Source organism: Nostoc sp., from assembly GCF_036917615.1.
In the GTDB taxonomy this organism is placed as follows: domain Bacteria; phylum Cyanobacteriota; class Cyanobacteriia; order Cyanobacteriales; family Nostocaceae; genus Nostoc.
The window spans coordinates 133,562-160,205 of record NZ_JBALCZ010000040.1; the positions used below are offsets into that span (position 1 = coordinate 133,562).

The 26,644-nt window shown below is 41.8% G+C and carries 19 protein-coding genes; 15 read left to right on the plus strand and 4 right to left on the minus strand.

What is annotated here, in order from left to right; all coding sequences use genetic code 11:
• Positions 1–32 precede the first annotated feature (32 nt).
• On the plus strand, positions 33–1,937 hold the full coding sequence (locus V7K85_RS14490) for an adenylate/guanylate cyclase domain-containing protein (protein WP_334814337.1): 1,905 nt from the start codon (positions 33–35) through the stop codon (positions 1,935–1,937).
• 171 nt (positions 1,938–2,108) lie between these two features.
• Here V7K85_RS14490 and V7K85_RS14495 read toward each other — a convergent pair whose 3' ends face one another.
• Positions 2,109–3,284, minus strand: coding sequence for a homospermidine biosynthesis protein (locus V7K85_RS14495; protein ID WP_334814338.1), 1,176 nt, complete (start codon positions 3,282–3,284; stop codon positions 2,109–2,111).
• Positions 3,285–3,656: 372 nt separating this feature from the next.
• On the opposite strand from V7K85_RS14495, the gene V7K85_RS14500 reads away from it, so the two are divergent.
• Both V7K85_RS14500 and V7K85_RS14505 read left to right on the plus strand, forming a co-directional pair.
• A complete protein-coding gene (locus V7K85_RS14500) occupies positions 3,657–4,541 on the plus strand; it encodes a ParA family protein (protein WP_334814339.1) in 885 nt (294 codons plus the stop codon).
• A gap of 229 nt (positions 4,542–4,770) precedes the next feature.
• Complete coding sequence (locus V7K85_RS14505; protein WP_334814340.1) at positions 4,771–8,154, plus strand: EAL domain-containing protein; 3,384 nt, start codon at positions 4,771–4,773, stop codon at positions 8,152–8,154.
• 228 nt (positions 8,155–8,382) lie between these two features.
• On the opposite strand, the gene V7K85_RS14510 is transcribed toward V7K85_RS14505, so the two are convergent.
• Complete coding sequence (locus tag V7K85_RS14510) at positions 8,383–9,534, minus strand: histidine decarboxylase (protein ID WP_334814341.1); 1,152 nt, start codon at positions 9,532–9,534, stop codon at positions 8,383–8,385.
• A gap of 754 nt (positions 9,535–10,288) precedes the next feature.
• Here V7K85_RS14510 and V7K85_RS14515 point away from each other — a divergent pair.
• Complete coding sequence (locus tag V7K85_RS14515; RefSeq protein ID WP_334814342.1) at positions 10,289–10,426, plus strand: hypothetical protein; 138 nt, start codon at positions 10,289–10,291, stop codon at positions 10,424–10,426.
• Between the two features lie 38 nt (positions 10,427–10,464).
• Here V7K85_RS14515 and ileS read toward each other — a convergent pair whose 3' ends face one another.
• On the minus strand, positions 10,465–13,347 hold the full coding sequence (gene ileS / locus V7K85_RS14520; RefSeq protein WP_334814343.1) for an isoleucine--tRNA ligase: 2,883 nt from the start codon (positions 13,345–13,347) through the stop codon (positions 10,465–10,467).
• 502 nt (positions 13,348–13,849) lie between these two features.
• Here ileS and V7K85_RS14525 point away from each other — a divergent pair.
• From V7K85_RS14525 to V7K85_RS14565, 9 genes are all read left to right on the plus strand, one after another.
• A complete protein-coding gene (locus V7K85_RS14525) occupies positions 13,850–15,658 on the plus strand; it encodes a multicopper oxidase family protein (RefSeq protein ID WP_334814344.1) in 1,809 nt (602 codons plus the stop codon).
• 383 nt (positions 15,659–16,041) lie between these two features.
• The gene (locus V7K85_RS14530; protein WP_334814363.1) at positions 16,042–16,407 is read left to right on the plus strand and encodes a Lin0512 family protein; all 366 of its coding nucleotides are present in this window, start codon (positions 16,042–16,044) and stop codon (positions 16,405–16,407) included.
• 447 nt (positions 16,408–16,854) lie between these two features.
• A complete protein-coding gene (locus tag V7K85_RS14535) occupies positions 16,855–17,649 on the plus strand; it encodes a DUF3598 family protein (RefSeq protein WP_334814345.1) in 795 nt (264 codons plus the stop codon).
• A gap of 9 nt (positions 17,650–17,658) precedes the next feature.
• Entirely contained in the window at positions 17,659–17,853 is a 195-nt protein-coding gene (locus V7K85_RS14540; protein WP_334814346.1) for a hypothetical protein, read from the plus strand.
• 78 nt (positions 17,854–17,931) lie between these two features.
• On the plus strand, positions 17,932–19,863 hold the full coding sequence (locus V7K85_RS14545) for a S9 family peptidase (protein WP_334814347.1): 1,932 nt from the start codon (positions 17,932–17,934) through the stop codon (positions 19,861–19,863).
• 253 nt (positions 19,864–20,116) lie between these two features.
• Positions 20,117–21,475 (plus strand): aromatic ring-hydroxylating dioxygenase subunit alpha, encoded by a 1,359-nt coding sequence (locus V7K85_RS14550; RefSeq protein WP_334814348.1) that lies wholly within the window; start codon positions 20,117–20,119, stop codon positions 21,473–21,475.
• A 180-nt stretch (positions 21,476–21,655) separates the two neighbouring features.
• Entirely contained in the window at positions 21,656–21,994 is a 339-nt protein-coding gene (locus V7K85_RS14555; RefSeq protein ID WP_334814349.1) for a hypothetical protein, read from the plus strand.
• A 405-nt stretch (positions 21,995–22,399) separates the two neighbouring features.
• Positions 22,400–22,717, plus strand: coding sequence for a hypothetical protein (locus V7K85_RS14560; RefSeq protein ID WP_334814350.1), 318 nt, complete (start codon positions 22,400–22,402; stop codon positions 22,715–22,717).
• Between the two features lie 370 nt (positions 22,718–23,087).
• Complete coding sequence (locus V7K85_RS14565) at positions 23,088–24,272, plus strand: AbrB family transcriptional regulator (RefSeq protein ID WP_334814351.1); 1,185 nt, start codon at positions 23,088–23,090, stop codon at positions 24,270–24,272.
• A 70-nt stretch (positions 24,273–24,342) separates the two neighbouring features.
• Here the strand turns inward: V7K85_RS14565 and V7K85_RS14570 are convergent, their stop codons facing one another.
• Positions 24,343–24,708, minus strand: a complete 366-nt coding sequence (locus V7K85_RS14570) for a hypothetical protein (protein WP_334814352.1) — start codon at positions 24,706–24,708, stop codon at positions 24,343–24,345.
• Between the two features lie 219 nt (positions 24,709–24,927).
• Between V7K85_RS14570 and V7K85_RS14575 the strand changes: the two genes are divergently transcribed.
• Positions 24,928–25,197 (plus strand): hypothetical protein, encoded by a 270-nt coding sequence (locus tag V7K85_RS14575; RefSeq protein WP_334814353.1) that lies wholly within the window; start codon positions 24,928–24,930, stop codon positions 25,195–25,197.
• Between the two features lie 110 nt (positions 25,198–25,307).
• Positions 25,308–26,123 (plus strand): DUF1838 domain-containing protein, encoded by an 816-nt coding sequence (locus V7K85_RS14580; RefSeq protein WP_334814354.1) that lies wholly within the window; start codon positions 25,308–25,310, stop codon positions 26,121–26,123.
• The last annotated feature ends 521 nt before the right edge of the window (positions 26,124–26,644 follow it).

The following is a 26,644-nucleotide window of genomic DNA, read 5'->3' on the forward strand; positions in this document are numbered from 1 at the left end:
TATCAAGTACTTTAATTTTATACAAAAATTACATGGATCAAGTAATTACTGCAATGGCAGATGCTTTGTTTTTAACCAATAATTTAGGAAAAATCAAAAAAGTAAATCGTGCTGCTCAACAATTATTTGGTTTTAGTGAAGAAGAATTAATTAATCAACCAATATCACTGATAATTGATGATGATCAAGGATTAATCCCAGCCATTCACCAGCATTCTTCTTTTCAGAAAGATTTTCCGAATTTCGAGGTAGTTTGTCGAACCAAGACAAGAGAAAAGCGGCTAATTGCTTTTTCTTGTTCAGTAATTCCGAAAAAAATAAAAGGATTAGAAGATATTGTCTATATTGGTCGGGATATTACTGCTCGGCAGCAGCGGGAACAGCGTACAAGTACCCAGTATGCTATCACTCATATATTATCAGAATCCGAGAGTGTAAAGCAGGTAATTCCGCAAATTTTGCAGTCGATTTGTCAAAACTTGGGATGGGATTTAGGCGAACTTTGGACACCAAGTCAATATATTGGCACTTCGGTACCGAGACACAGCATCAATGCAGTACTAAGGTGTGTGGAAATTTGGTCAAGTCGAGTAATTTCTATCCGAGAGTTTAAAGCAATCACCTGGCAAACTACCTATACACCCGGTGTTGGCTTACCTGGTCGAATTTGGATCAGACGTTTGCCCTTGTGGATTCAAGATATCACAGAAGATGGAGACAAAAGGCGATCGCAACCTGCTGCTGAGGCGGGATTGCACGCAGCTTTTGGCTTCCCCATCTTAGAGGATAGTGAAATCTTAGGAGTGATGGTTTTCTTTAGCCGGGAGGTACAACCAAAAGATAAAGACCTATTGCAAATGGTGGGTTCTATTGGTAGTCAAATCGCCCAGTTTATTAAACGTAAACAAGCTTTATATGCTCTTGTAGAAAGTGAAGAACAATATCGAGATTTATTTGAAAATGCTAATGATCTGATTCAATCCGTCAATGCCTATGGTCGTTTTTTGTATGTCAATCGTGCATGGCGAGAAACTTTGGGATATAGTGAAGCTGAAATTGCAAATATGACTGTTTTTGATATTATACATCCAGACTTTAAACAAGACTGTTGGCAAAGGTTTTATCGCGTGCTGTCAGGAGAAAAGTTCGAGCAAGTAATAGTCGCATTCGTTACTAAAGACGGTAAAACAATCTTTCTAGAAAGTAATATTAACTGTAAATTTGTCGAAGGTCATCCAGTTGCGGTTCGCGGCATTTTTCGCAATGTCACCCAGCGACTAGCAGTAGAAGAAGCGCTGCACCATCATCAAGAAGAAACCGAACGTTTATTGCTGAATATTTTGCCAGCCGCAATCTCCAAACCCTTGAACGAAGAACCAGCTAACATTGCCGAAGATTTTGCTGATATCACAGTTTTATTTGCAGATATTGTCGGCTTTACCGAAATTGCTGCTTCTGTGAGTGCAATTCAAGTGGTAAACTTACTAAACTCGATTTTCTCAGCCTTAGATCGCCTCGCCGAGCAATATAGTTTAGAGAAAATCAAGACGATTAACGATGCTTATATGGTAGTTGGTGGCTTATCCACACGCCGCCTAGATCATGCCCAAGCGATCGCCCAAATGGCACTGCACATGCAAACTGCGATCGCTCTATTTAATACTGAGAATAACCAAAACTTCAGCATCCGTATCGGCATCCATAGCGGTTCCGTAGTGGCGGGAGTAATTGACCTCAACAAGTTTACTTATGATCTTTGGGGAGACACGGTAAACATCGCTAGCTGTATGGAATTCCAAGGTATTATTGGTAAAATCCAGGTTACAGAAGATACTTATAAGTGTTTGTGTGATCAATTTTTATTTGAAAAGCGGGGCGAAATCGAACTTCAAGGCAAAGGGAAAATAACAACTTATTTCTTGATTGGGCAAAAGTGAGAAAAGGGGAGTGGAGAGTGGTGCATATAGCGATCTGACCTCACTTCCATTCCTCTCTCCTTTTAGGAGAGAGGCTTTGAATCTTACTCCCCTTCCCTATAAGGGAAGGGGTTGGGGGTTAGGTCTCTATTGGACTCAACCCAGAAGCGCTATATTAAAATTCCCTACTCCCTAATTAGCATTCGGAATCAGCCGACCACAGGGATAAGTCGCTGTTTGCTTTTGGGCACTTTGGGACACTGCTGCTGGAACCTGATCCGATGGTTGGGTTTTGGCTGCTAGATAGTCTTTTTGCAGTTTCTCCAAAATGGCTTCTCGCCTGTCGTACACACGCTTCAGGGGACGAGGCTGGCACTTGTTCAAGACGTATGCTGTCACCAGTGGTAGAGCGATCGTGCTATCGGTATAACAAACAATTGCGTTAGGTAACTCTTCCGGGTCAATCTTCCCCCAGCTGACGGCTTCCGATGGGGTTGCACCAGACAAACCGCCTGTATCTGGACGCGCATCGGTAAACTGCACAAAGTAATCGTGTCCTCGTTCTTCAAGTCCCAATACTTCGTGAAGTTGCGGTTGGGTTTGTAGCAAAAAGTTTTTAGGACTACCGCCACCGAGAATTACAGCCGCACTTTTACCTCCTGATTCACGGGCATTATATGCGATCGCAGCCGTCTCATTTACGTCAATTGATGGATCTAACACCAACTGCGAACCTTCCAAAGCCAAAGCCGCCACGTTCATCCCAATTGAGCTATCTCCTGGAGAAGACGTATAAATCGGTACGCCATACTCATAAGCTGTAGCAAGCAAGCAAGAATGCTGCACACCCAGCTGCTTTTCTACTTCTCGAACATACTTACCCAGTAAATAGTGAAACTCAGCAGTTCCCATCCGCTTCTGAAATGCTTCCCCTTGCAGAATCTTGCGGATGAACGCATCAGTTTCCAGCAGCACATCGTAACCAAAGATAATGTCATAAATGCGAATAGTGCCTTCCTGGCGCAGTTTCACATCATCCAAAAACGGATTACCAGCAAAGAGTTCAAAACCCAAACCGTAGTGCATATCGTGGTAAAGATTTGCACCAGTGCTAATCATCCAGTCAATAAAGCCGTTGCGAATTAAGGGTGCAAGTGCTGAAACCCCAAATCCGGCTGGTGTCATCGCACCCGAAAGGCTAACTCCCACCGTGACACCTGCCGTTAGCACATCGCGACTCAGAAGTTGGCAGATTTCCCGCAAACGTGCCGAGTTGTAAGCGGTGAAGTATTGATCAATCAAATCCACCACATTGATATCATTTGATATGGGTGTCGGTGCGATTTTTTGACCCAGCTGTTTAGACATTTTGGCACTCCCGAACAGTAAACACGCCGAATCTAATGTTATCTAGCTTTCAACCAAAGTGACAGCAATTTAACTAGTACAGCGGGCGCGTAAATAAACCAACCATACCCTCCGGGAAGCCGCTTTGCGTCTACAAAATGGCGCAAGAGCAAGGAATATAATTCTTTTGACTTCCGCCTTACGGTACTAGCCCATTTCATCAAAAAACAGTCCGACGGCTGAGATTAAATCGTGTCACCTACCTCAACGCCTACAATTAAAGCAATCTCACTGAAAAGAGTTTCCGAAAATATTAAATTTAATGGAAGATTTTATAGATCGAGAGAGGTGTACGCTACCTAGATGGGAATGCGTCAACAGAGGACTCAACCAATGGGATATGTAATTGCTACTGCAAATATGAAAGGTGGCGTTGGTAAAACCACCCTCACTGTCAATTTAGCTACCTGTTTAGCTAAAAATCATGGCAAGCGGGTGCTTGTCCTGGATTTAGACAGCCAAATTAGCGCCACACTCAGTTTGATGTCGCCTTTAGATTTTGCCAAGCGCCGTAAACAAAGTAAGACATTTAGGTATCTGATAGACGAAATTATCAATCCAGACCCGCAAGCAAAACTGACAATTCAGGATATCGTTCAATCCCAGGTTTGTAATCTTCCCGGACTGGATTTATTACCAGGAGATATCGACTTGTACGATGAATTTGTTGTGTCAGAAATGCTGCATAAACAAGCAACTGCTTTGGGGGAACAGGACTTTGAAACTATTTGGAATCGTTTTGAAAGAGTTCTGATTAATAACATTTTAAAATCAGTACGTCAAGAATATGATTTTATCCTTCTCGATTGTGCCCCTGGCTATAATCTATTGACTCGTAGCGCTTTAGCCGCCAGCGACTTTTACATACTTCCTGCTAAACCAGAACCCTTATCTATAGTGGGTATTCAACTGTTGGAAAGACGGATTGCCCAATTAAAAGACAGTCACGGACATGAAACAAAAATAGATACAAAAATGCTGGGAATTGTATTTAGTATGTCCAGCGCTAACCTTCTTACTGGCAGATACTATAAACAAGTAATGCACCGCGTTGTTGAAGATTTCGGCGTAGAAAAAATTTGTAAGGTACAAATACCAGTTGATGTTAATGTTGCTAAGGCTGTTGATAGTTTTATGCCAGCTGTTTTAATTGCTCCGCAATCAGCTGGTTCAAAAGCTTTCTTTCAGTTAACTCAGGAGTTGTTGCAAAAGCTATAGTCAAGTTAAACAATTCGTGAATAACATGATTTCCGACTTATTAAATAAGTTGGAAATCTGAAACTTTCGATTTTCCCAAATCAATTATAGTTACTATTTAATTGTGTGGAAAAATAAAAGGTAGTAATAAGTAAGTTATCTTTTTGCAAAATGCAGTATTTATACGCAAGCCATGTGCATTGAGATTCAGCTATTGAGTGAAAAGGCCAGTAAATTTCACTAAGAAACAATGCTTACTAACAATTCTGTACAGGCAGAGAAAAATCAGCACTTGATAATACGCCTACCACGGACTCTGAGTTATCTCGAAACCTGGGGCTTTGGCTTAACAGGTCATGTGGGATGGATTGGTACTGCCCCGATTATTCATGCAGCGTTAGGGCCTAAAGCGATCTTAGTTTGGTTTTTTGGCACGATCATTTCCTTTTTACTTAACTTGCAAGTACAAAGTCTAGGTAGACATTGGTCAGATGTCGCTGGAGGAACACCAAACTATACCACAAGGCTATTAAAGAACTTTCCTGGCTTAGGCCGTTACGTAGCCTTAGGATACTTTTTTAGCTGGGCAGCAGCACCGGCACTGTATGCAATTATTCTTACAAACCTAATTAAAGGCAATTTTGATCAAATAGGTATTTCTTGCCCAGAAACTTTATTAAAAGTTGCATTTACAGCAATTCCTTTTATTGTGGCATTCAGTGGCAGCCGTGCTTTAGCGCTCCTGCATTTATTTTTTGTATTCCCAGCGATTTTATTACTGCTTTTGTTTTGTACTCAAGGTGTAATATGGTTAGCCTCCTCAACTACTAGTTTTAAATTTATCCTAACTAGCACACATAGCCTGAGCTTTGAAGAATGGTTAAAGTGGTTTTTTCTGGCTAGCTATTCAATTTATGCTTGTGAAACCACTTCTTCTTTTGTTGCTGATAGCCGCCACCCATATAAAACTTTAAGGTTCTTAAGCGTAGCTGCTTGGCTAATTCCTCCAGTGTTTTTAGGTGGTTCTTGGGTATTAATGTGTTCGGTTCAAAATCAAAAAATAGGTGACGATGCGTTCTTAATTCTGGTAGCGGCTTCTAAGCCTTTTTGGGGTGAATATGCCCCCTTTCTAGTAACACTTCTGATTTCTCTATCCTGCCTTCTAAGTTCTGCTACGGCAGTTTCCAACTCTCCTCGGATATTATACCAACTTGCTTTAGACAGACAGCTTTCTCCCATCTTTGCAGTAGTTTCCCGTCAAGGTGTCCTTGGACCTGCTATCCTAGTTACTTTTCTACTCAGTTTGCTTTGTCTAAATTTGGGAAATATACCTCAACTTGTCACAGTAGCAGGCACTTGTTATCTCATGTCCATTATGGGACTACATCTGGGATTATGGCTATGTCGGGACCAACCGCAGGTGTTATGGCCTTGGTGGTCACTTGGTTTTTTCTTTGTAGAAGCGGTAGTTCTAATAGTGGGAGGTTTAGCTTGGAATTGGAGAGATTTCTCAGTGGGATTATTATTACCCATTGTTCTGATCATCGGAGATGTAGCGCTACGTCGCTTAAGATTTGCGCCATTACACCCGGAATGGTGGACACAGCATTACGACACTAGGTTTAGTAAAAACAACCCAGACTTTGTAGTACTACAAGTGATTGTCTTAGTATTATTAATTTGTATTACTGCCACAAGCAGTTGGGTTCTCCGCAATTTATTAGACAAAGTTTCTAATAATCCTCAAAACTCTTTACTAGCTATTCTATTAGTGACGCTTTCTTTTTCAGGGGTAGCGATCGCTTGCTGGACAACTCTACCACAAATTGTTGCTATTGATGAGGCACGCAAACAAGCAAAAAACCTATTTATCACTACTCTTAATACTGTTCCAGATACTGTTTTAGTCTTAAATGAAAACGGTATAATTTGCCAGACAAATGCCGCTGCTGAAGAATTATTTCAAACGACTGTTCAGCAGTTGCTTGGGCAAAACTTGAATCAACTCTTAATATGCTATCGCGGCAAACCGGAGCAATGGTCTATTAGAAGTGAGCAAACCTTAAAAATAAACCAAAGTCTACGAATTGTTGAATCGACTATTTCACAGCCATTTAATTCCCAGCTACGAGAGTATGTTGTTATTGTCCGTGACATCACTAAGCGGAAGTTAGTAGAGGAAGAATTAATCCAGTATCGTTATCAGCTTGAGCAGATGGTGCTAGAACGCACCATTGAACTTATTAGAGTTAATCAACAACTTGAACAAGACATTATCAAGCGTCAACAAACACAAGAGCAATTACTGCACAATAGTCTTCATGACGGACTAACTGGATTACCTAACCAACCATTATTTCTGAAGCGGGTGCAGTGGGCAATAGAACGTACTAAACAGCAAAATAATTATTTATTTGCCGTACTCTTCTTAGACCTAGACCGCTTTAAAGTTGTTAATGACAGCCTTGGACATCTAATAGGAAATCAACTTTTGATTGCAATTTCTCGTCGGCTAAAGTCAGTTCTGCGAGTTGGAGACATAGTTGCCCGTTTTGGCGGAGACGAGTTCACAATCTTAGTTGAGGAAATTGAGGATATCAGCACCGCCATACAGATAGCCGAGCGAATTAAAAGGGTGCTAGCTTTGCCATTTCAATTAAATGAGCATAGGGTGTTTACTAATGCTAGTATTGGCATTGCCTTAAGTAAAGCAGATTATCACCAAGCAGCGCAGATTCTCCGGGATGCCGATCTGGCAATGTACTATGCCAAAGCACTTGGTAAGGCACGCTATGAGGTATTTGACCAAAAGATGCACGAGGGTGCATCTTCGCTCTTAGAGTTAGAAACTGCTTTGCGAAATGCGTTGCTCAAGCAAGAAGAATTTCGCCTTGATTACCAGCCAATTATTTCACTGACAACTGGCAAAATTATTGGATTTGAGGCACTCATCCGTTGGCATCATCCCAAACGAGGACTTATTTCCCCTCAAGATTTTATTCCCCTGGCCGAGGAAACTGGAATGATTGTTACTATCGGGCGATGGGTGCTTTATCAAGCATGTCAACAAATGCACATATGGCATAAACAATTTCCCACTTCACTACCCCTGACAATTAGCGTGAATTTTTCTGGTAAACAGATCACGCAACCCGATGTGTTTAAACAGGTTAAACATATTTTGCAGGAAACTGGACTGAAGCCATGCAATTTGAAATTGGAAATTACTGAAACCTTGTTGATGGATAATTTTGAATTAGCTACCACCGTACTTTCTCAGTTAACAGCGCTGAATATCGAGTTGCATATGGATGATTTTGGTACTGGGTATTCATCTTTGAGTTATCTGCACCGCCTACCAATTAAAACCCTTAAGATTGACCGCTCTTTCGTCAGCAATATAGGTAGTCGAGGCGAAAATTTAGAAATTATTCGAGCTATTGTGACATTAGCTCATAATTTAAATATGTCTGTAACAGCAGAGGGGATAGAAACTGTAGAGCAATTAGCACAGTTAAAGGCTTTACAATGTGATTATGGACAAGGGTATTTTTTCTTACCACCTATGGGAAGTGCAGAGGTAGAAATACTACTTGCTGCCAACTTGTGCGGCAAAAACTTTTTAAAGAGATAAAATCTTGGGAGCAAATTCTGTTTAGAGGATGTCTGAGAAGTTAAAAATGTCATGCTGAATGAAGCGATAGCCAAGTGTTGCATCTCATAAACCCACGGTGAATTGCTATTTTTCGCTCCACTTCGTTACGCTCAAAATGACAAATTATACCTTTCGTACACTTTTCAGACATCCTCTTAGAGAAACACCTCGTCAAATTGGGCGATTAATTTCACTTGCTCATCTATATTAGTGTACTAATGGCTGTAGCTGTAAATCTTCTGGATTATTAACTAACCCTTCTTCTAACAAAAGTTCGTTAACAAAAGTATCGATTTTCTCTCGATCAATATTCTGCATGACTACAATGTGTACCCAATTCTCAAAAATTGCTAACTGCCACTTTTTAATTAATCTTTGAGAAGGTTTTTGAAACACTACGGTATTGGAAAAATTATTGAGCATACATGGATATTCTCTGATTTTCAGTTGTTGGAAAAGATATTGGGCATTAGAAATACAGGTATTTGCTTCTCTAGCTAATCCATCATAACCTCTTGTTTGCAATGCATACCAGAGAATCAAAGAGGTATGACCGTTTCTAGAACCCAAAATAGTTGTATCCTTTGAACCAATATATTCAATTACTATTTCAACTTTTTCTACCCATTTTTTCTTAGTTAAAACTACACCGCAAGGCAATGGAGAACCAATGAATTTAGCAGAAATAGCTATACTATCTATGGGTTTTTGAAAGTTAACTTGCGGAGCGCCATCTAGAAATGGTAATATTAATCCTGAAAGTGCGGCATCACAATGAATATAATAATCTTTAATCTGATTGCGCTCTAAAATTTCGAGAACTTTGTCTAAGTTATCAATCGCACCTTTGACAGTAGTCCCAATATTTAAATTTATGATCGCTGGATAATTACGATTTTCGCTAATTAGTTGTTCAAAATGTTCATAATTTATCTCTCCATTAATTTGCGAATTAACAACATTATGTGGAATGCAAAATAATTTGGCTGCTTTGGGAATTGAGTAATGAGAGTCTTGTGATGAGTAAAGAATCCCATTAGGGTAGATTTCTCTTGCTAAGAACATTCCATATAAATTACCTTCAGTTCCCCCAGCAGTAACATAACCCCAAAACTGATTTTCTGGAATCTTATAAAGGTGAGCAAAAAAAGATAATACTTCTTGCTCAAACTTACGAGAATGGAGACCAAAATCTGGCTCAACATATGGATCTCCAGCATTGTTTAACATAAAATTGAAGAATTTTGCCAGCAAACTGTAATCACAACTTAAATTATATGGATAGCCTGCATGAAACTGCGATCGCTGTTCTATTTGCAGCAAAAAATCTGCCAACTGTTTAGCAACTCTATCTGACATATCTCTGTATCTCTTGAAATTTGATTTAATGGATGTTCTAATCTAAAATTTACGTATTAATCCGTACCTTTATATTTTCTTAACAATCTCTCGATTTGGCTTTCTATCTAAGGCATTTATAGTAAAAATACGTAGATATATCTAGTAATAATACCCAAACTTTTTGCTTAAAAGTATATTACCCTTAGACTTAACCACTGTACAAAATAACCATCATGTGTATTACGCAAAATATCTATTTCAAGCGCTGACTGCAACCTAATTTAATCGTATATTTACTGTTTTGGGTGTTAGATCATATCCGGCAAATCACTTGTGATATGTCATTGCGAGTGAAACGTACTCCTAAGTCGAAGCAAGCTACGCAAAGCGTCTCCAAGAGTTGTGGAATGCAGCAATCACAAAGTCTCTGCAATTGCTGCGCTTCGCTTGTAATTGATATTATGTCCTGTAAATTAGTTGTGATATGACTTGTATTCAAGCAGACATCATCAGGACTTACGCAAAATTATGAAAAAACGTAGACGCGGAGCGGCTTGCCGCAGGCTACCGCAAAGGACGCATTCGCGTAGCGTCTCGTAGAGAAGGACACAAAGGAATGGAGTTTTAAAGGGTTCTTGCGTAAGTCCTAATCATATTAGACATGCCTCAAAAACCGAAATTTTGATAGTACATATGTATGATGTGTAAGTCCTATACTACGCAAGGGACGCGGACTCGTTGGCGCAGCCCAAGGTAGAGAAGAGGCTGCGCTATGCGCGGCATCGTCTCCCCAACTCTACAAGACGCTACGCCAAGGCAGAAGACCGCACTGACTTGGCTACACAGGGGCGGACTTCATGAAGTTAAAAAGCATTTAGCCTACAAAGCTACGGCTTTGTTTGTCAGTTAGTGACTTCTAGTCTGTTAGTGCCGTGGGATTATTTGCTTTTAGAACTCTCCGGCTAAGGCTGCAACACACCGTTCGCAAATTAGCGGATGTTCTGGTGATTCTCCCACGTAAGTAGAGTAGTTCCAACAGCGATCGCATTTTTGCCCATCTGCGTTCACTACACCAATTCCCCAGCTATCTGATTGCAACTTATATTTCAACCCTTGCAGTACTTCTGGAGTATCTAATACTTCCACTTGGGAGGTAAGGAACAGATAGCGAAGTTCATCGATACCGTTTCCAAGAACTGTATCTAGTGCTTTTACTGAAGCACGTAAATGCTCATCAGCTATATAAAGCAAGGATTTTGCTTCGAGAGACGAACCGATCAATTTTTCTATCCTGGCTTGCTCTAATACCTTATTCACCTCAGTACGAATTTGCCGGACTTGTTGCCAGAATTCGGCTAATTCAGGATTACGCCACTTTTCGTCTACCTGCACCCAACCGGCTTCAAACACCGATTTGTAAGGTGTTTTGTAGGGGAGAAATTGCCAGATATCTTCGGCGGTGTGGGATAATACAGGAGCGATCGCTCGTGCTAAATTATCTATTGCTATCTTCAGCACTGTTTGACAACTGCGACGGCGGAAAGCATTGGTTGCGCTGATGTACAACCTATCTTTGGCAATATCTAAATAAAAGTTGGATAAATCCACCACGCAGAAATTCTGCACCGTTTGGAAAAAGCGGAAGAATTGGAAACTCTCAAAGGCTTCCGTCACTTCTTCAAACACCTCGGTGATGCGGTGCAGCATATAACGGTCAAGTTCAGGCAATTCCTCGAAAGGGACTGCATCTTTTTGAGGGTCAAAATCATCCAAGCTACCCAACAAAAACCGCGCCGTATTGCGAATTTTGCCTCTAACATCATTCATCTGCTTGATGATGTTTTTACCAATGCGGACATCGCCGGAATAGTCAACCGATGATACCCACAATCTCAATACATCTGCACCGTAGGGCGGTTCTACTTTTTGATTTTTCCCGCCTTCAATGATTGTATTTGGGTCAAGCACATTTCCTTCTGACTTACTCATCTTCCGCCCTTGCTCGTCCAAAGCAAAGCCATGAGTTAGCACAGTTTTGTAAGGCGCAATGTCATTCACTGCTACACTGGTGAGCAAGCTTGACTGGAACCAGCCACGATGTTGGTCGGAACCTTCTAAGTACATATCAGCAGGGTAGCGTAACTCTGGACGCTGGTTGACGACAGCTGCCCAAGATGAGCCAGAATCAAACCATACATCCATTGTATCTGTACCTCTGCGGTAAGACTTACCATTTTGACGATAAGATTCTGGTAATAATTCCTCAACTGATAATTCCCACCAAGCATCAGAACCAATTTCTGCGATGATTCCTTGGACGTGGTTGATAATTTCTTCATTCAGCAGTGGTTCTCCAGTGGCTTCATCATAGAAAACGGGAATTGGTACACCCCAACTTCGCTGACGAGAGATACACCAATCGGGACGTTCCGCCACCATTGGCGTGATCCGATTTTCACCTTGGGCTGGAATCCATTTTACCGTTGCGATCGCTTTTAGTGCTTCTTCTCTAAATCCTTCCACGGAAGCAAACCATTGTTCAGTAGCGCGGAAAATCGTCGGCTTCTTCGTCCGCCAATCATAGGGATACTTGTGGGGGTATGCTTCTTCCTTCAACAAGGAACCAGCCACCGTTAAGGCATCAATCACCGCCTGATTACCATCTCCCAGCACATTTAACCCCGCAAATTGTCCCGCTTCTTCGGTAAAATTGCCATTGTCATCCACTGGTGCAAGGATGGGTAAACCATAACGCTGACCAACAATGTAGTCTTCTTGACCATGACCTGGTGCAGTATGTACCAACCCAGTACCTGACTCAGTAGTAATGTAATCACCGCCCACAACAATTGGACTTTCACGGTCATATAGGGGATGACGGTAAGTAGTATGTTCTAAGTCATTCCCCTTAAAGGTGGCTTTGAGAGTTAACTCAACTCCCAACGTCGAACATAAACGTTCCACTAAATCAGCAGCAACAATGAGGTATTTGAAATTACTCTGCGCTTTTGCCTCTGGGTGGGAAACTTCCACGACTGCATAATTCAAATCTGCATTCACCGCCACAGCCAAATTCCCCGGAATTGTCCAAGGTGTAGTTGTCCAGATAGCCACACCTAAATCTGACTGATATTCTGCCAATAGTGGTTTTACAGCTTCCGCTAAACCTGTGATTGGAAAAGCTGCATAGATACTGCGGGAAATGTGACCTTCTGGATATTCCAACTCAGCTTCAGCCAAAGCGGTTTTAGAACTGGGACTCCAGTGAACCGGCTTCAAACCGCGATAGATGTAGCCTTTTAAGAACATCTGACCAAACACGCCAATTTGAGCCGCTTCATATTCCGGCTTCAGAGTTAGATAAGGGTTATCCCAATCACCCCAAATACCGTAGCGTTTAAAATTTCGGCGCTGGTCATCTATTGTGGTTAGGGCAAATTCTTTCGCTTTTAAGCGCAGTTGTAAAGGCGTTAAATTTTGCCGTTCTGCTGACTTCATGTTCTGCAAAACTTTCAATTCAATTGGCAATCCGTGACAATCCCAACCAGGGACGTAGCGAACTTTACGCCCTTGTAGCAGTTGGTAGCGATTAATAATATCTTTGAGAATTTTATTTAAGGCATGACCAATATGGAGTGAGCCGTTAGCGTAGGGAGGCCCATCGTGCAGTATAAATAATTCGCCGGGGTTATTTTTAGAGAGGCGATCAAAAATTTTATTTTCTTCCCAAAACTTTTGGATTTCAGGCTCACGCTTGATGGCATTTGCCCGCATATCAAAGTTAGTCTTGGGTAGGTTTACAGTATCTTTGTAACTTCCTGATTCGGTCACAGTCTCATGCCTAAAATTAGGTGTGCAGGTTTTATCAATTATAGAAGATGGGCTGAAAATCAAAATTTGCTATTTTACCTTTTTTCGAGAGAAGGCTGCGGCCATAATCTATTGATTTGGCGGCGATAGGGCACTCGCTTCAATTCGGCAGACCTTGCTAGTTAGCTGCAACGCTTCTAGGCAATTAAGGGATTAATCAGGAATTTTGCGGAGGTTGAGAGTTAATCAACAGAAAGTAGTATATTTTTATGGATTCGCCTATTACCTATCCAAAGGTTTCGTTTGATTAAAAGAACATTCCCTAAAAAAAAGTCATGTATTGCAAAAAAATAAATCATTTTTTTTTAGTTCCACTTAAGTTATGTATAACTTAAGTAAAATTCACGTAATTTTATTTAAGTACAGGTAAAATCATTCTTAGCAAAAAGGCAGGAGCAGCATTTTTTAATTGGATATCCACTAGCTTACTATCAATAAGAATTTTTGAAGGAGTAGATTAATTATGACTAGCAAGTTGTTACTGAGTAAGTGGAGGCGAAACTTCAAACTGTATCTCCCCTTTGTCTTTATTGTAACACTACTGGCTGGAATCATCTTTTCCAAATTGAGTTTAACTATGGCTGCTGATTCGCGGCTAGATGCAAGAACTCAACCGAAGTTCATCAATTCATTGCCGTCTCCAGCAAGGATAGATGCTACAAAGGGTGGTCACTTCGATGTAGAGATGGGAGAAACTAAGCAATGGCTTGGATTATATAGCAGTCCTGGTGCAGATGGCATATATGGTACAGACGATGATGCACGCTTGAATACAAAAGTTTGGGGGTATGGCTTAAAAGGGCAAAAGGCTGTTACTTACCCAGGTTCCACATTCGTGGCGCGAAAAGACGTACCGATTGAAGTGCTGTGGGACAACAAACTACCAAAAACCGGACATCTTTTTCCAGTAGACAAGAGCATCATTACAAAATCGGTTGAAAACGCTCTTTCCAAAGGGCTTGTACCTACAGTAACGCATGTGCATGGTGGTCATACTGAGTGGACTAGCGACGGATATTCCGAAGCTTGGTTTACCCAAGATTTCTCACAAACCGGACCCAGTTGGGTTAAAAAGAACTATAGTTATGCAAATGACAACAGGCGGGCAGCGACACTCTGGTATCACGACCACATTCTCAGTAACAATCGTTTAAGTCTATACGCTGGTCTTGCAGGCTTCTACCTGCTAAGGGATAACAACGAGATTAATCTGATCAATCGCAACATTTTGCCCAGTGGTAACCACGAGAAAGAACTCATCATCCAGGATCGGAATTTCACTGCGAAGGGTCAGCTTTATTACCCACCTGGTTCAAATTATCCAGATACTTCATATCCAAGTGTAGTGCCCAATTTCTATGGTGATTTCATCCTAGTAAATGGTATGGCATGGCCAAAGTTGGCGGTCGAACCGAGAAAGTACCGTTTACGTTTGGCAAACGGTTCAAATTCGCGCTTCTACAACCTGAATTTCAACGACTCAAAGGAAAAGTTTTACGAAATCGGCACCGAGCAAGGCTTATTAGAAAAACCAGTCGTACTTGAAAATTTAGTTCTTGCTCCAGGTGAACGCGCTGATGTGATTGTTGACTTCACTGGCGATTCGGGAAAAGAGTTCATCATCAGGAACTTTGATGATAAAGCCGATTCCGAGCTTACAGGTCAGATAATGAAGATTGCAGTCGATCAACCACTTTCAAATGTTCCAAATGCTACAGTCGATACCAATGAAAGTGATGGACTGACAACACGGTTGCTACCTAACAAGATTATACCTCCTGCTCAAACCGGACTGACTCGGCAACTGGTTCTTTTTGAAAATAAGGATGAATTCGGTCGCAAGCTTCTAGAGCAAGGTACATTGGCAGACGGCTCATTGCGCTATGACGAGCCAACTACTGAGAAACCAAAACTCGGCACAACTGAAGTTTGGGAATTATACAACACGACACAGGAGCCACACCCAATTCACTTGCACTTGGTTTCCTTCCTGATTCTAAATCGACAGAACTTTGCTGGCAGTGCAGTCCCAATTATTACAGACCCTCGTAAGACTAAGCTATTTCTACAAAATGCTGGCCTAATCGGCAATCCTGAGCCTCCACCACTTTATGAGAAAGGTTGGAAAGACACCGTAGTTGTTAACCCAGGTGAAGTTGTTCGCATTATTGCCACCTTCGATAAACCGGGGTATTATCTCTGGCACTGTCACATCCTAGAACACGAAGACTTCGATATGATGCGACGCTTTCAAGTTGTTGCAACTCCCTAGAACACCAATTCAGTAATCCTTAAAGAACCTCTCAAAAAGGCCCCTCCCCTACAAGGCTACGGGGTGTTTAGCTTCCCCTTCCTTGTTGTCTGTCCCTCTCCCAAGCTTGAGAGAGGGATTGCACATAAAACAATAGACATATTCCAGAAATTAATTATCTGTTGCTGGAAATCCTTGGTAGGCACAATTCATGAATTGTGCCTACGTCATTTTCACGCTCTTGTCTAATGCCTGTCCCCTTCTTAGTCAGAAATCAGGATTTAGGATAACTGTAGATTGGACTCTTGACTTGTTTAATGGTGCATTTCATTCATCCGAGAATTCCTGTATTGCTATCCAATAGAAAGATAAAGTGAAAGGTGCAGGATTTACCAAAGGTAGCAATGGCGCGTAAACGGTTGATTATCGAGATGGGGATGGGAATAGATCAGCATGGACAAGAACCAACAGTAGCAGCATCTAGGGCAGTACGGAATGCGATCGCTCACAATGCTTTACCTGGTGTTTGGGAAGTTGCAGGCTTGAGTCACCCCAATGAAATGATTATAGAGGTTCAGGTAGCAGTACCATATCCAGAACAAGTCAGGGAAGAAGAGGTACTAGCTGTCCTACCATTTGGTAGAAAAACTCTTACCGTAGAATCTGGGGGGATGGTAGTTCAAGGGCGGGCTATTCCCGAACTCAACGATAAAAATGACGAAATGTTGATTGCGATCGCTGCTGTTACAGTTCTGGTTGAAAATGAGTAACTGAGGTCAATACCTGACGCGATGTACAACTTATTCTTGGAACTCCGCTTCCATTCCTCTTTCCCCCAATCCCCAGAGGGGGTATTGAGTCCCCACTCCTGAGAGGCTTTGATTTTTGCTCCCCAACCCTACAAGGGTTGGGGGTTAGGTTTGAGAGCAAGTCGTACATGGCGTAATATTCTTTATCTTCCAAGTCTTGCAAAAAATCGTGACTTTAAGAAAAAACTCAGGACTTTAAGAAAAAACTCAGGACTTTAAGAAAAAACTCGTGATTTTAGTAACGACAGCTTTTAAATTCTGGGTGAAAGATCCTGAAATGGTGACAACTTGCTTAACAGCCAAGCATACGCTTATCTTGGGCTGTTTCGGCAAGAAGTTAGACACACCTTTGTTTCTGGCAAAGGTATTGTAAGGTCAAAACTGCAACATTTACTTATACTTAAAAAAATGACGCATCTCCAAGAGCAACACTGGGAAAAATTATTTGGATACCTGCCCACAGAAGGCCAGTCTATGTATGGTATATGGACTGTTTACTCCCCAGAAAAAGAAGTCATCAAGTCTTCTCAAGGTATCAGAAATTTGCGTCCCAATGCCGATAAAACGGTAATTACTCACACAAATCAGTTCCCTTCACCAGACGGGAGTACGCTAGAAAAACAATGGCAAATTGAGAAGGAAACTTGCAATCAGCCTGATGGATTATTGCATCCAGCAGACCCATCTAAGAGGGCATTAGCTCTTGTTGATTATGGTTCCAGTACTTGGGTTCCCAGAAAACTGGAATCGGGACATAGTTTCTCAGTCGAGTTATTTTTAAAGCATGAAGATTGGAATACTAGCATAGGTAGTATATATACAGAAAATGGAGATTTAGAGAAAATTCTACATCTGCGCGAACATCTAAATAGTTTTCCCAATCGCAAGACAAGCGAAGAAATAACCAGTTTTTCAGGAAGTTGGATTGGTACAAAAGAATCTATCACCTCTGATTTAAAAATTTCCGACACAGAAGAAATTAGTGAAATTATTTTAGACCCCACCAATGGGAAAAACGACACTTTCTACTTACTTGATGGTGTTGTTGTGAATATTCCTAAAAAGTTGCCTGTGGGAGAGGAGTTTGAGATAGTAGCCGGAAAGCTGGTTGCCGAAAATGAGTATAAACGCCTTACTGCTAAATATGATCGTTCAGGTGCATTTACATTGTTGATTTCTGAGGTATTTCGGTTACAAGATTAGCAGTTACAGTTGGGTGATAATTACCAGCTTTTACATTTTTCTGACATATTTGGCGCTCCCAACTACGGAACTTCTATTTCACCAAGCAAGGAGCGATCGCCTGTGGTAGAGGTAGCCGATCGCAGGCGTTATGCTCACAAGTGCTGTCAAGCCTGCCAATCGCTTGTAGTAAAGGTTTTGGGCAGCTGCAATATAGTATTATGAATTAGTATAAGTGGGTGTGCCTGAGTTTTGCCTCTACACACAATGCATAATTCTTGGGAGCAGGGAGCAGAATAGAGCGTGACTAAACCAGAGGTAGTATCTTACGGATCTTGGCGATCGCCCATCACAACAGACTTAATTACCGCACGCACAATTGGGTTGGGACAAATTGCTCTCGATGGCGAAGATATCTACTGGAGCGAGCTGCGACCGTCAGAGCAAGGTAGAAATGTCGTAGTCCGCCGGGGTGCAAATGGTGAAATTTATGATATCACACCTACTCCCTTCAATGTGCGTACCCGTGTGCATGAATATGGTGGCAGTTCTTTTCTTGTGGTAGATGGCACTGTTTACTTTTCTAACTTTATTGACCAACGCCTATATCGTCAGGATAGTGATACACAGCCGCAAGCCATCACCCCGTCAGCAGCCACACGTTATGCAGATGGTATTTTTGACCGCCAACACAACCGAATTATTTGCGTGTACGAAGATCACACTGATGCTGCAAATGAGGCGATCAATACTTTAGTCGGCGTCGAACTAGACGGAGATCACAAAATCCAAGTATTAGTATCTGGAAATGACTTTTATGCTTCGCCTCGCCTTAGTCCCGATGGTTTACGATTAGCTTGGCTGACTTGGAATCATCCTAATATGCCTTGGGATAGCACTGAACTATGGGTTGGGGAATTAAAAGCAGATGGTTGTTTGGGAAATACTCAAAAAATTGCTGGCGATTTAGATGAATCTATCTTTCAGCCAGAGTGGTCGCCGGATGGCAAATTGTACTTTGTTTCTGACCGTACAGGTTGGTGGAATATATATCGTTGGCAAGATGAAAATGTAGAAGCGCTAACTCAAATCAAAGCGGAGTTTGGTCAGCCGCAATGGAATTTTGGGATGTCCACTTATGCTTTTGAGTCTGCTAACCAGATTATTTGTACTTATACCCAGCAAGGTATTTGGTATTTAGCTAGCCTTGACACAGTAACAGGTCAACTAGAACCAATAAATACGCCCTACACAGCTATTAGTTCTCTCCACGCCACCTCTAACCAAGTGGTTTTTCGCGGAAGTTCTCCAACTGAGTTGGCAGCTATTATCCGTCTGGATTTGACAACCAAAAAGCTGGAAGTACTACGGCGTTCCAGCGATGTAACTATTGATGCTGGTTATCTTTCTCTCCCTGAAGCTATTGAGTACGAAACAGCTGATGGTAAAACAGCACACGCCCTTTTCTACTCACCTCAAAACCTTGATTATACTGCTCCTGCGGGCGAAAAACCGCCTTTGATTGTCAACAGCCACGGTGGTCCCACCGCAGCAACTTCTAGTAGCCTCAGTTTTGGCGTTCAGTATTGGACTAGCCGAGGTATAGCAGTTCTGGATGTAAATTATGGTGGTAGTACAGGTTACGGGCGGGAGTATCGGCAACGACTGGATGGACAGTGGGGAATTGTAGATGTAGATGATTGTGTTTTTGGTGCGCGTTACTTGGTGGAACGGGGAGATGTAGACGGCGATCGCCTGGCAATTTCTGGTGGTAGTGCAGGTGGTTACACAACGCTTTGTGCCTTGACTTTTCGAGATACTTTTAAAGCAGGAGCCAGCTATTATGGTGTCAGCGACTTGGAAGCTTTAGTCCGGGATACACATAAATTTGAATCGCGGTACTTGGATCGTCTGGTTGGCGCTTACCCACAACAGCGTCAGATTTATCAACAGCGATCGCCAATTAACTTTAGCGATCGTCTAGCCTGTCCAGTGATTTTTTTCCAAGGATTAGAAGATCGAGTGGTTCCGCCCAACCAAACTGAAGCAATGGTTACAGCACTGCGAATTAAAGGTGTACCTGTGGCTTATCTTCCTTTTGAGGCTGAAGAACATGGCTTCCGCAAAGCCCCAAATATCAAACGTTCTTTGTCAGCAGAACTCTACTTTTACTCACAAATTTTCGACTTTGAAATTGCTGAATCAGTCGAACCTGTAGTCATTGAAAACTTTTAGCTCCGTAGCCGTGATCATCACCGAAAGTGACATCTTGACCGCGCCAGAAAGGTGCGAAGTAATGGCTCTCGAAAGTATTGCTATTGTTTGATTGTGGCTACCAAAGTCAGAAAGTCCAGCAAGAAATTTCTTACTTTAGGCGTTCTCCAAGGATTTTTACCATCTTGCCGCTGCTTTGGCTACACACTTCGTTACAAACAGTGAGGTAGGAGCTAATACAAAGGTATAAAATCATAGAAACCTGGAGAAAACTATGTCATTAGAAACAGAGACACTACAGGCTACACCACCAACTTCTACCTTTGAGACACCTGACCAGAAGCAAGAATTTAACTGGAGGCAATGCTGGTATCCCGTTACCTTCGTGCAAGACTTGCCTGCCAACCGCCCTTATAGCTTTTCCTTGTACGATGAACCTTTCGTTTTGTTCAAAGACCAAAATGGACAATTTATCTGTTTAACAGATCGTTGTCCCCACCGTGCAGCTAGACTTTCTGATGGACAAATTATTGACGGCAAAATTGAGTGCTTATATCACGGTTGGCAGTTTGGCAATAATGGTCAATGTCTGCACATTCCCCAGTTACCAACCAATGCCAAAATTCCGGTAAATGCTTGCGTATCATCCTTTAAAGTCTTGGAACGTCAAGGGATCATTTGGATGTGGGCAGGGGAAGCCGAAACGGCTATAGATGAGCTAATTCCATATCTACCAGATTGGGAAAACCCGGAATGCTTCAACTTAGATTATGTCCGTGACCTACCTTACGACCAAAGCTATTTTATTGAAAACGTTATTGACCCGGCTCATATTCCAATCAGTCATGATGGCATCATGGGAAGTCGAAAAGATGCCCAACCGTTGGAACTAGAAGTCATTGACAGCAACATTCAGGGAATTAAGGGAAGGTGGCGGCGAACACAGACAGCCAATCTGCCTTGGATGTCATTAGATTTCATCGCTCCTAATTTGATTCTCTACAAAAAAGTTGGTAATGAACAGCAAGGTAAGTTTGGAGGCACAGCCTTGTATTCAATTCCATTAGGTAAAAATAGATGTCGGATTCTACTCAGAAATTATGGTAACTTTTTTACCCAAAAAATCAAGCTCATGCCTCCCTGGTTAGATCACATCTTGATCCGAAACAAAATCTTAGAAGGTGATTTGCAATTAGTCGTTGAACAAAAGGCCCAAATTGAGCGTTTGGGAAAAAATCTCAAAGAAGTGTATTTACCGCTGAAAACATCTGATTCTCTTGTGGTTGAGTATCGCAAATGGCTAGATAAATTTGGATCATCTTTGCCCTTTTATCAAGGTTATTCCACCTCAAAAAATGTCGGTAGTAGCGAGTGTGATCAAAAGTTGATTACATTAGACCGATTCTCGCAACACACACTTATTTGTCATTCCTGCAATCAAGCTTATCAAGTTACAAATAGGGTCAAACAAAGTTGTATAGGGGTAGCGATCGCTCTAGCTGCTGTAGCAATACTTGCAGATGATTCTAGAATCCGAATAGCAGCAATATCGCTTTCTATACTAGCAGTTGTAATGTCCACTATGGCTCATACACTCAAAACTCACTTTCAGCGTTCCTACACTCGTCACTAAAATAGTAACTGGGGATTAGGGATTGGGGACTGGAATCGAAATTCTTCCCAATACTTAATCTCTAATTTTATAATCTTAGTCATGATCAAGTTAGCGGCTCTGCGCTAAAGTAAAAATATTGGGATAAAAATCTCTGGCAGTAAATTCAATACACGACTAATCTTTACCACTGCGGCGATCATGTCTCAAGAGTATAACGAATCACTCCAAATTCAGGAGATCACCAAACTCAAACCGAAACACTTTGCTGATTTAGTCAGATCAGCACAATTGATTTTCGACCCCACAGCAGGAGTTTCGGGAAAAAATATCAAAGTTGACTGGGAACAATTCGGAATTCCCTATGATGTAGCAGACAATCTCAGATCACTTGGTCAGCAGTACCAATATGCATCTCCTCACATCCCTGTTGAAGTTATTTGGGGTAAATTAACTCCAGAAACTCGTATTTGGTTTGTTGAAAATAAAGATAGGTTGTGGGAGCTTGAAGAAGCTTTCCCAGCCCAAGACGAAGATTAAACGGCTGAACCATTGAAAGGAATACAAATTATTTGTAGGGGTACAACGATCATTGTGCCCCTATCCTCTCTCTATAGAGATTCTTGTTTAAAGCACCACACGGGAAATTGAACAAAGACACCCTTGGACTTTGGGATAGTTACGGGGGCGCAAAACTAAGACATCTGTGGAAAGCTTATGATTCTATGGAGTTAAAAGCTGACCCGTGTTTTGTGTGTTTAACTGAAGAGTAGCTCACTTCGCCTCATCAAGCTTGAATGTCTGTCTTTTGGAAGTTATCAAAACCTGAGATTTTTTTAATTACCAGGTAGCTTCCGCTTTGATAATCGCCATAGCAGTAGGCGATAAAGTAACAGTAAATTTGTATTCTTTTGCAAACCCAACACAACCAAAGGAATAACCCCAATGACTGAATACCAAGACTTCATCGTCAACGCTTCTAAATTGATTGAGCAGGACCCTGACGCTAACTGGCTATTTCGCTACATCGGTGATGGACTCACCGAGCACGGATTTAGCAGTAAGATGTCTGAAACTTATGCCGCACTAGTCATCGGGCAAGAGTTCTTCAATCCCAGTGAAAATGATTTTACCTCTTATATCAGCAGCGTCAGATCAGCGTTCCCACAGGTAAGTCCTGAAGGTCACGATAAACTGCTAGAAGTGACTAGTAAATACGTTCAAGACTACTATCATGCCCAAGTAGATACACAAGAACTGTAGTCAGTAGAAAGCCGCTTTAGAGTAGCGGCTTTCAAGCCAAAGCAATGCGATTTTGTCAGGTTGGGTAAAAAACAGGCGTTGCTGAATCAAAGTATGAATTAGGCGATCACAGTTTTTTGGGTTCATCTAACTTTAGAGCATTGCTCCGAATAGAACGTGAGTTCGACGGGTAATATGGTGTTCGCCTAATTAGTCCAATAAAAACCTTTCCCTGGTTTTACTACATAAAACCAGGGAAAGGGACTGACTTAAACTTTAGTTCAAGACAGAGAGAGGTTCATCGAATTCACGTAAAATTGAGAACTGGGCCTGTTGTGCGATCGCCTTAGCTTGAGTACATAAGTTAAATTAATAATAAAAGCTTATATAGATGAATCAAAGCCTAAGTGTTGCTCCCAGCTTGGAAGAACACACTCATGAAAATCCTGTTGTTACCAAAAAACAGCTATTTGCAAAGCAACTAATTGTCCTTGTCTTGGAAATGGTTCTGGCATTACCTCTGGGTTTACTGCTAGCAAAATTCCAAATTGGCAGAATTGCTTGGATATTTGGCGGGATTGCCGCTGGTACAGTGGTTCTTCAAGGATGTCGAATTTTTTATCAATATTCCCCCCAACCTAACCGCACTGCGAGAAAAGTGGGAATGGCACTTGTAGGCTTAACTGTCGGCGCTTCCAATGCCCACGGTAATCTAGCTAGTGTTGTTTCTGATATTCCGATATTTATTTTTCTTACCTTGTTTCTGCTGCTGAGTGGAAGCTGTATTGGTTACATTTACTCCCGCGTTAGCCAAACTAACCTATTGACAGCAATGCTGGCTACAGTTCCTGGCGGTGTCGGAATTATGGCAGCGATCGCCGCCGATTACAATAAAAATGTTACCTTGGTTGCCCTAGTTCAGGCGATTCGTGTCACTTCAGTAGTTGTTCTAATTCCCTTCATCGCTAAAACATCAGCTGGTAATTACTATCCGCAAACACTCCCAATCAACGCTGCTTGGCTCAATCTTGATCCATCTCAACTAGGATTACTATTGTTAGTGTTGCTAATCACTGGATTAGTAGTTTATCCAGCTATATTATTTAAAATTCCCGCTGGCGATTTCTTTGGTGCATTGTTGATTGGTATCGGGTTTAATCCTTTGCTACATTGGTTGCCTTTTGTGGGTGATATTAGCTTTAGCCCGCCACCTTTAATTAACTTATTGGGTCAAATGCTCCTGGGAATTACTATCGGTGAGTATTGGGGAGACAAACCCAACTTTAAGAAGCGGACTGTCGGCTATGCCTTGATGTCTGTGGGGATGACTCTTGTAGCCGGAGCGATCGCTGCTATACTTGCCATGCAATTAACCTCTTGGGACTGGTTAACCTGTCTCTTAGTCACAGCACCAGGAGGATCAGCAGAAATGATCCTGGTTTCCCTGGCATTGAATCATAATGTTGAAATTGTCACAACTGGTCATTTAGTGCGACTAATTGCAATTAATAGTTCCCTACCACTTTGGCTGTTTTTGTTTCGCCGTCTCGATGAGCAAGTTTCAAAGCCAGTTTAATTGATAAAGGCATTGGGCAGAGGGGCAGGGGATCCAGGGGGCAGAGGAGAAAGGGGAGAAAGGGGAGAGGCTACAAGGTAGAGTTATAATGTGCGTCCACGAGTAAAAAAAACTCATTAACAAAATTCAAAGACTCGTTGGCGAGTATCAAAGACTTGTTGGCGAGTATTAAAGACTCATTCACGAGTATCAAAGACTCGTTGGCGAGTATCAAAGACTCGTTGGCGAGTATCAAAGACTCGTTGGCGAGTATCAAAGACTCGTTGGCGAGTATCAAAGACTCGTTGGCGAGTATCAAAGACTCGTCGGCGAGTATCAAAGACTCATTCACGAGTATCAAAGACTCATTCACGAGTATTAAAGACTCATTCACGAGTATTAAAGACTCATTCACGAGTATCAAAGACTCGTCGGCGAGTATTAAAGACTCATTCACGAGTATTAAAGACTCGTTAACGGAGTTCAAAGACTCGTCGGCGAGTATCAAAGACTTATTGTTGCATTCTATAAATATATTTCTTGTGTCTTTTTACCCTCGCCTGCCTCTGTGCTTCCTTTCCTTTAAACTGTAAGCTTCAAGGATTATTCTAAATTTAGATGTTGCCGTTTTTGTCAACTACTTTTAAGGGACTGGCGCTTTCGGAGTTAGGAAAGAATGGAAAGAACAGCAAACCCAAGAGTCAAAATTTGCTGTATTAGCAGCATAGAAGAAGCATGGATTGCCATTCGTTGCGGTGCATCTGCCCTCGGCTTGGTTTCTCAGATGCCAAGTGGCCCCGGTGTCATCTCTGAAGAATTAATTGCAAAAATTGCTGCTTGTGTACCACCCCCGATCGCCACTTTTTTACTTACTTCAAGCCACCAGAATTTAATTAAGACAACAAAAATATGTGAGTGTAAATTAGTAGCTGACATTAGCTACTGATTGCCATGCAATTTACAAACAGAGGTCTTTAAGGTTTGGAAATCCAATCCCCAATCCCCAATCCTCAATCCCCTGTCCCCAGTCCCTTTCAAATACTAAGGATGCTTTAGATGGTTGCCCAAATCCAAGAACTTGAAGCCCAGCACTGGGTTAAAACTCGTTCTTCCCTTGACCCTAGCGAATCCACTTTCCTGATTTGGAAAGGTAAAATTTACGCCTTTATCCCCGGTGAGAAAAGACAACTCCTGTTTAAGATCCTGGGATTGAGCGTTAGCCGATGTATTCCCACAGCAGAAGGTAGCTGGGATTTTACTTCCAGAGAACTGACTTACTACCTCAACCCAAAAACAGATGAGGTTTTGCCCAAATGGGAGAATCCTTGGACAGGCGAGACAGTTCCGGTAATTCACGTTGCTAATAATCCAGTGCAGGGTAAGTTTGAGGGAAATTTTCCCGCACAAGTAGATGGTGACAGCACAACTTTCGTTTTTGATATATTTCCCTATTACCCCAATCCTTTAGCAGACGATCCAAAATTTGCCGAATACAGCCCAAATCCAATTTATCAGGCAGCGGAATTGTTTAAATTAACTGTGCCAACCGCAGATTTATTCAACACAGCCCTCTCCTCAGTTTCTCAACTAAAACTGAGTTGGGATCGGATTGGTCAATGGCTTCCCTGGATGAAAATGGGCGATCGCCCCGGTCATCTGATCTATAGTGCTGTTGGCAGCAAAGTCAATGGTTTAACAGAACTTCCCCCAGTGCTGCAAGACGAAATTAATAACCGTATTCCTCTATATAAGCAAGCCCCAAAAGCATTGACAGATGGCGAAGATATGACTTCCTGGTTGTACTTCCAAAAGCACTTTCAAGCTTACTTGGCTGGTGAAATCTTCCCGCTTCCTCAAGCAGAAGAATTTTGACATCCTCCCCTCTTGAGAAAAGGGCAGGGTGGTTTCATTTGATGGGAGACTGTTCTGGCAGTGGCTAAGAGATAAATTGGGGGACTTTAATTCCGGTTCCCCCCTTTTGAAGGGGGGTTAGGGGGGATCAATAACTGCCTAAAATCACAGCCAAACACTTTTAAAAAATCCTCTTAGAAAATGGGGGATTCTAGGCTTGAACAGCAATATTTGAGATCCAATTAATATCTCATTTAAGAGGATGTTTTACTCTCTTAGTTAGCACAGCTAAGTATCTCAGTACATGGCTAAAACCTTGATTTATCGTCGAAGTTAACCCAAGTGAGAACAGCAAATTATACCTTCTAAGACTTTTAAAACATCCTCTAAGCTGGTGGCTCTATCTTTTTTAATTCCTTATTGACTTTGACATGGGCTTGATTTACCTTTAGAGCTGATTCGTAAACAAAAGCTTAAGATGCCATTCGCCTGACCATAAGACGAATCAATGATCCATAAATCATTGCTTCACTTAACTCGCT

Coding starts and splice junctions, on each gene's coding strand:
- V7K85_RS14500 (WP_334814339.1), top strand. CDS start 3,657: ATGGGATATGTAATTGCTACTGCAAATATGAAAGGTGGCGTTGGTAAA.
- V7K85_RS14565 (WP_334814351.1), top strand. CDS start 23,088: ATGAATCAAAGCCTAAGTGTTGCTCCCAGCTTGGAAGAACACACTCAT.
- V7K85_RS14515 (WP_334814342.1), top strand. CDS start 10,289: ATGCGCGGCATCGTCTCCCCAACTCTACAAGACGCTACGCCAAGGCAG.
- V7K85_RS14560 (WP_334814350.1), top strand. CDS start 22,400: ATGACTGAATACCAAGACTTCATCGTCAACGCTTCTAAATTGATTGAG.
- V7K85_RS14535 (WP_334814345.1), top strand. CDS start 16,855: ATGACGCATCTCCAAGAGCAACACTGGGAAAAATTATTTGGATACCTG.
- V7K85_RS14495 (WP_334814338.1), bottom strand. CDS start 3,284: ATGTCTAAACAGCTGGGTCAAAAAATCGCACCGACACCCATATCAAAT.
- V7K85_RS14505 (WP_334814340.1), top strand. CDS start 4,771: ATGCTTACTAACAATTCTGTACAGGCAGAGAAAAATCAGCACTTGATA.
- V7K85_RS14510 (WP_334814341.1), bottom strand. CDS start 9,534: ATGTCAGATAGAGTTGCTAAACAGTTGGCAGATTTTTTGCTGCAAATA.
- V7K85_RS14550 (WP_334814348.1), top strand. CDS start 20,117: ATGTCATTAGAAACAGAGACACTACAGGCTACACCACCAACTTCTACC.
- V7K85_RS14575 (WP_334814353.1), top strand. CDS start 24,928: ATGGAAAGAACAGCAAACCCAAGAGTCAAAATTTGCTGTATTAGCAGC.
- V7K85_RS14555 (WP_334814349.1), top strand. CDS start 21,656: ATGTCTCAAGAGTATAACGAATCACTCCAAATTCAGGAGATCACCAAA.
- V7K85_RS14525 (WP_334814344.1), top strand. CDS start 13,850: ATGACTAGCAAGTTGTTACTGAGTAAGTGGAGGCGAAACTTCAAACTG.
- V7K85_RS14490 (WP_334814337.1), top strand. CDS start 33: ATGGATCAAGTAATTACTGCAATGGCAGATGCTTTGTTTTTAACCAAT.
- V7K85_RS14530 (WP_334814363.1), top strand. CDS start 16,042: ATGGCGCGTAAACGGTTGATTATCGAGATGGGGATGGGAATAGATCAG.
- V7K85_RS14580 (WP_334814354.1), top strand. CDS start 25,308: ATGGTTGCCCAAATCCAAGAACTTGAAGCCCAGCACTGGGTTAAAACT.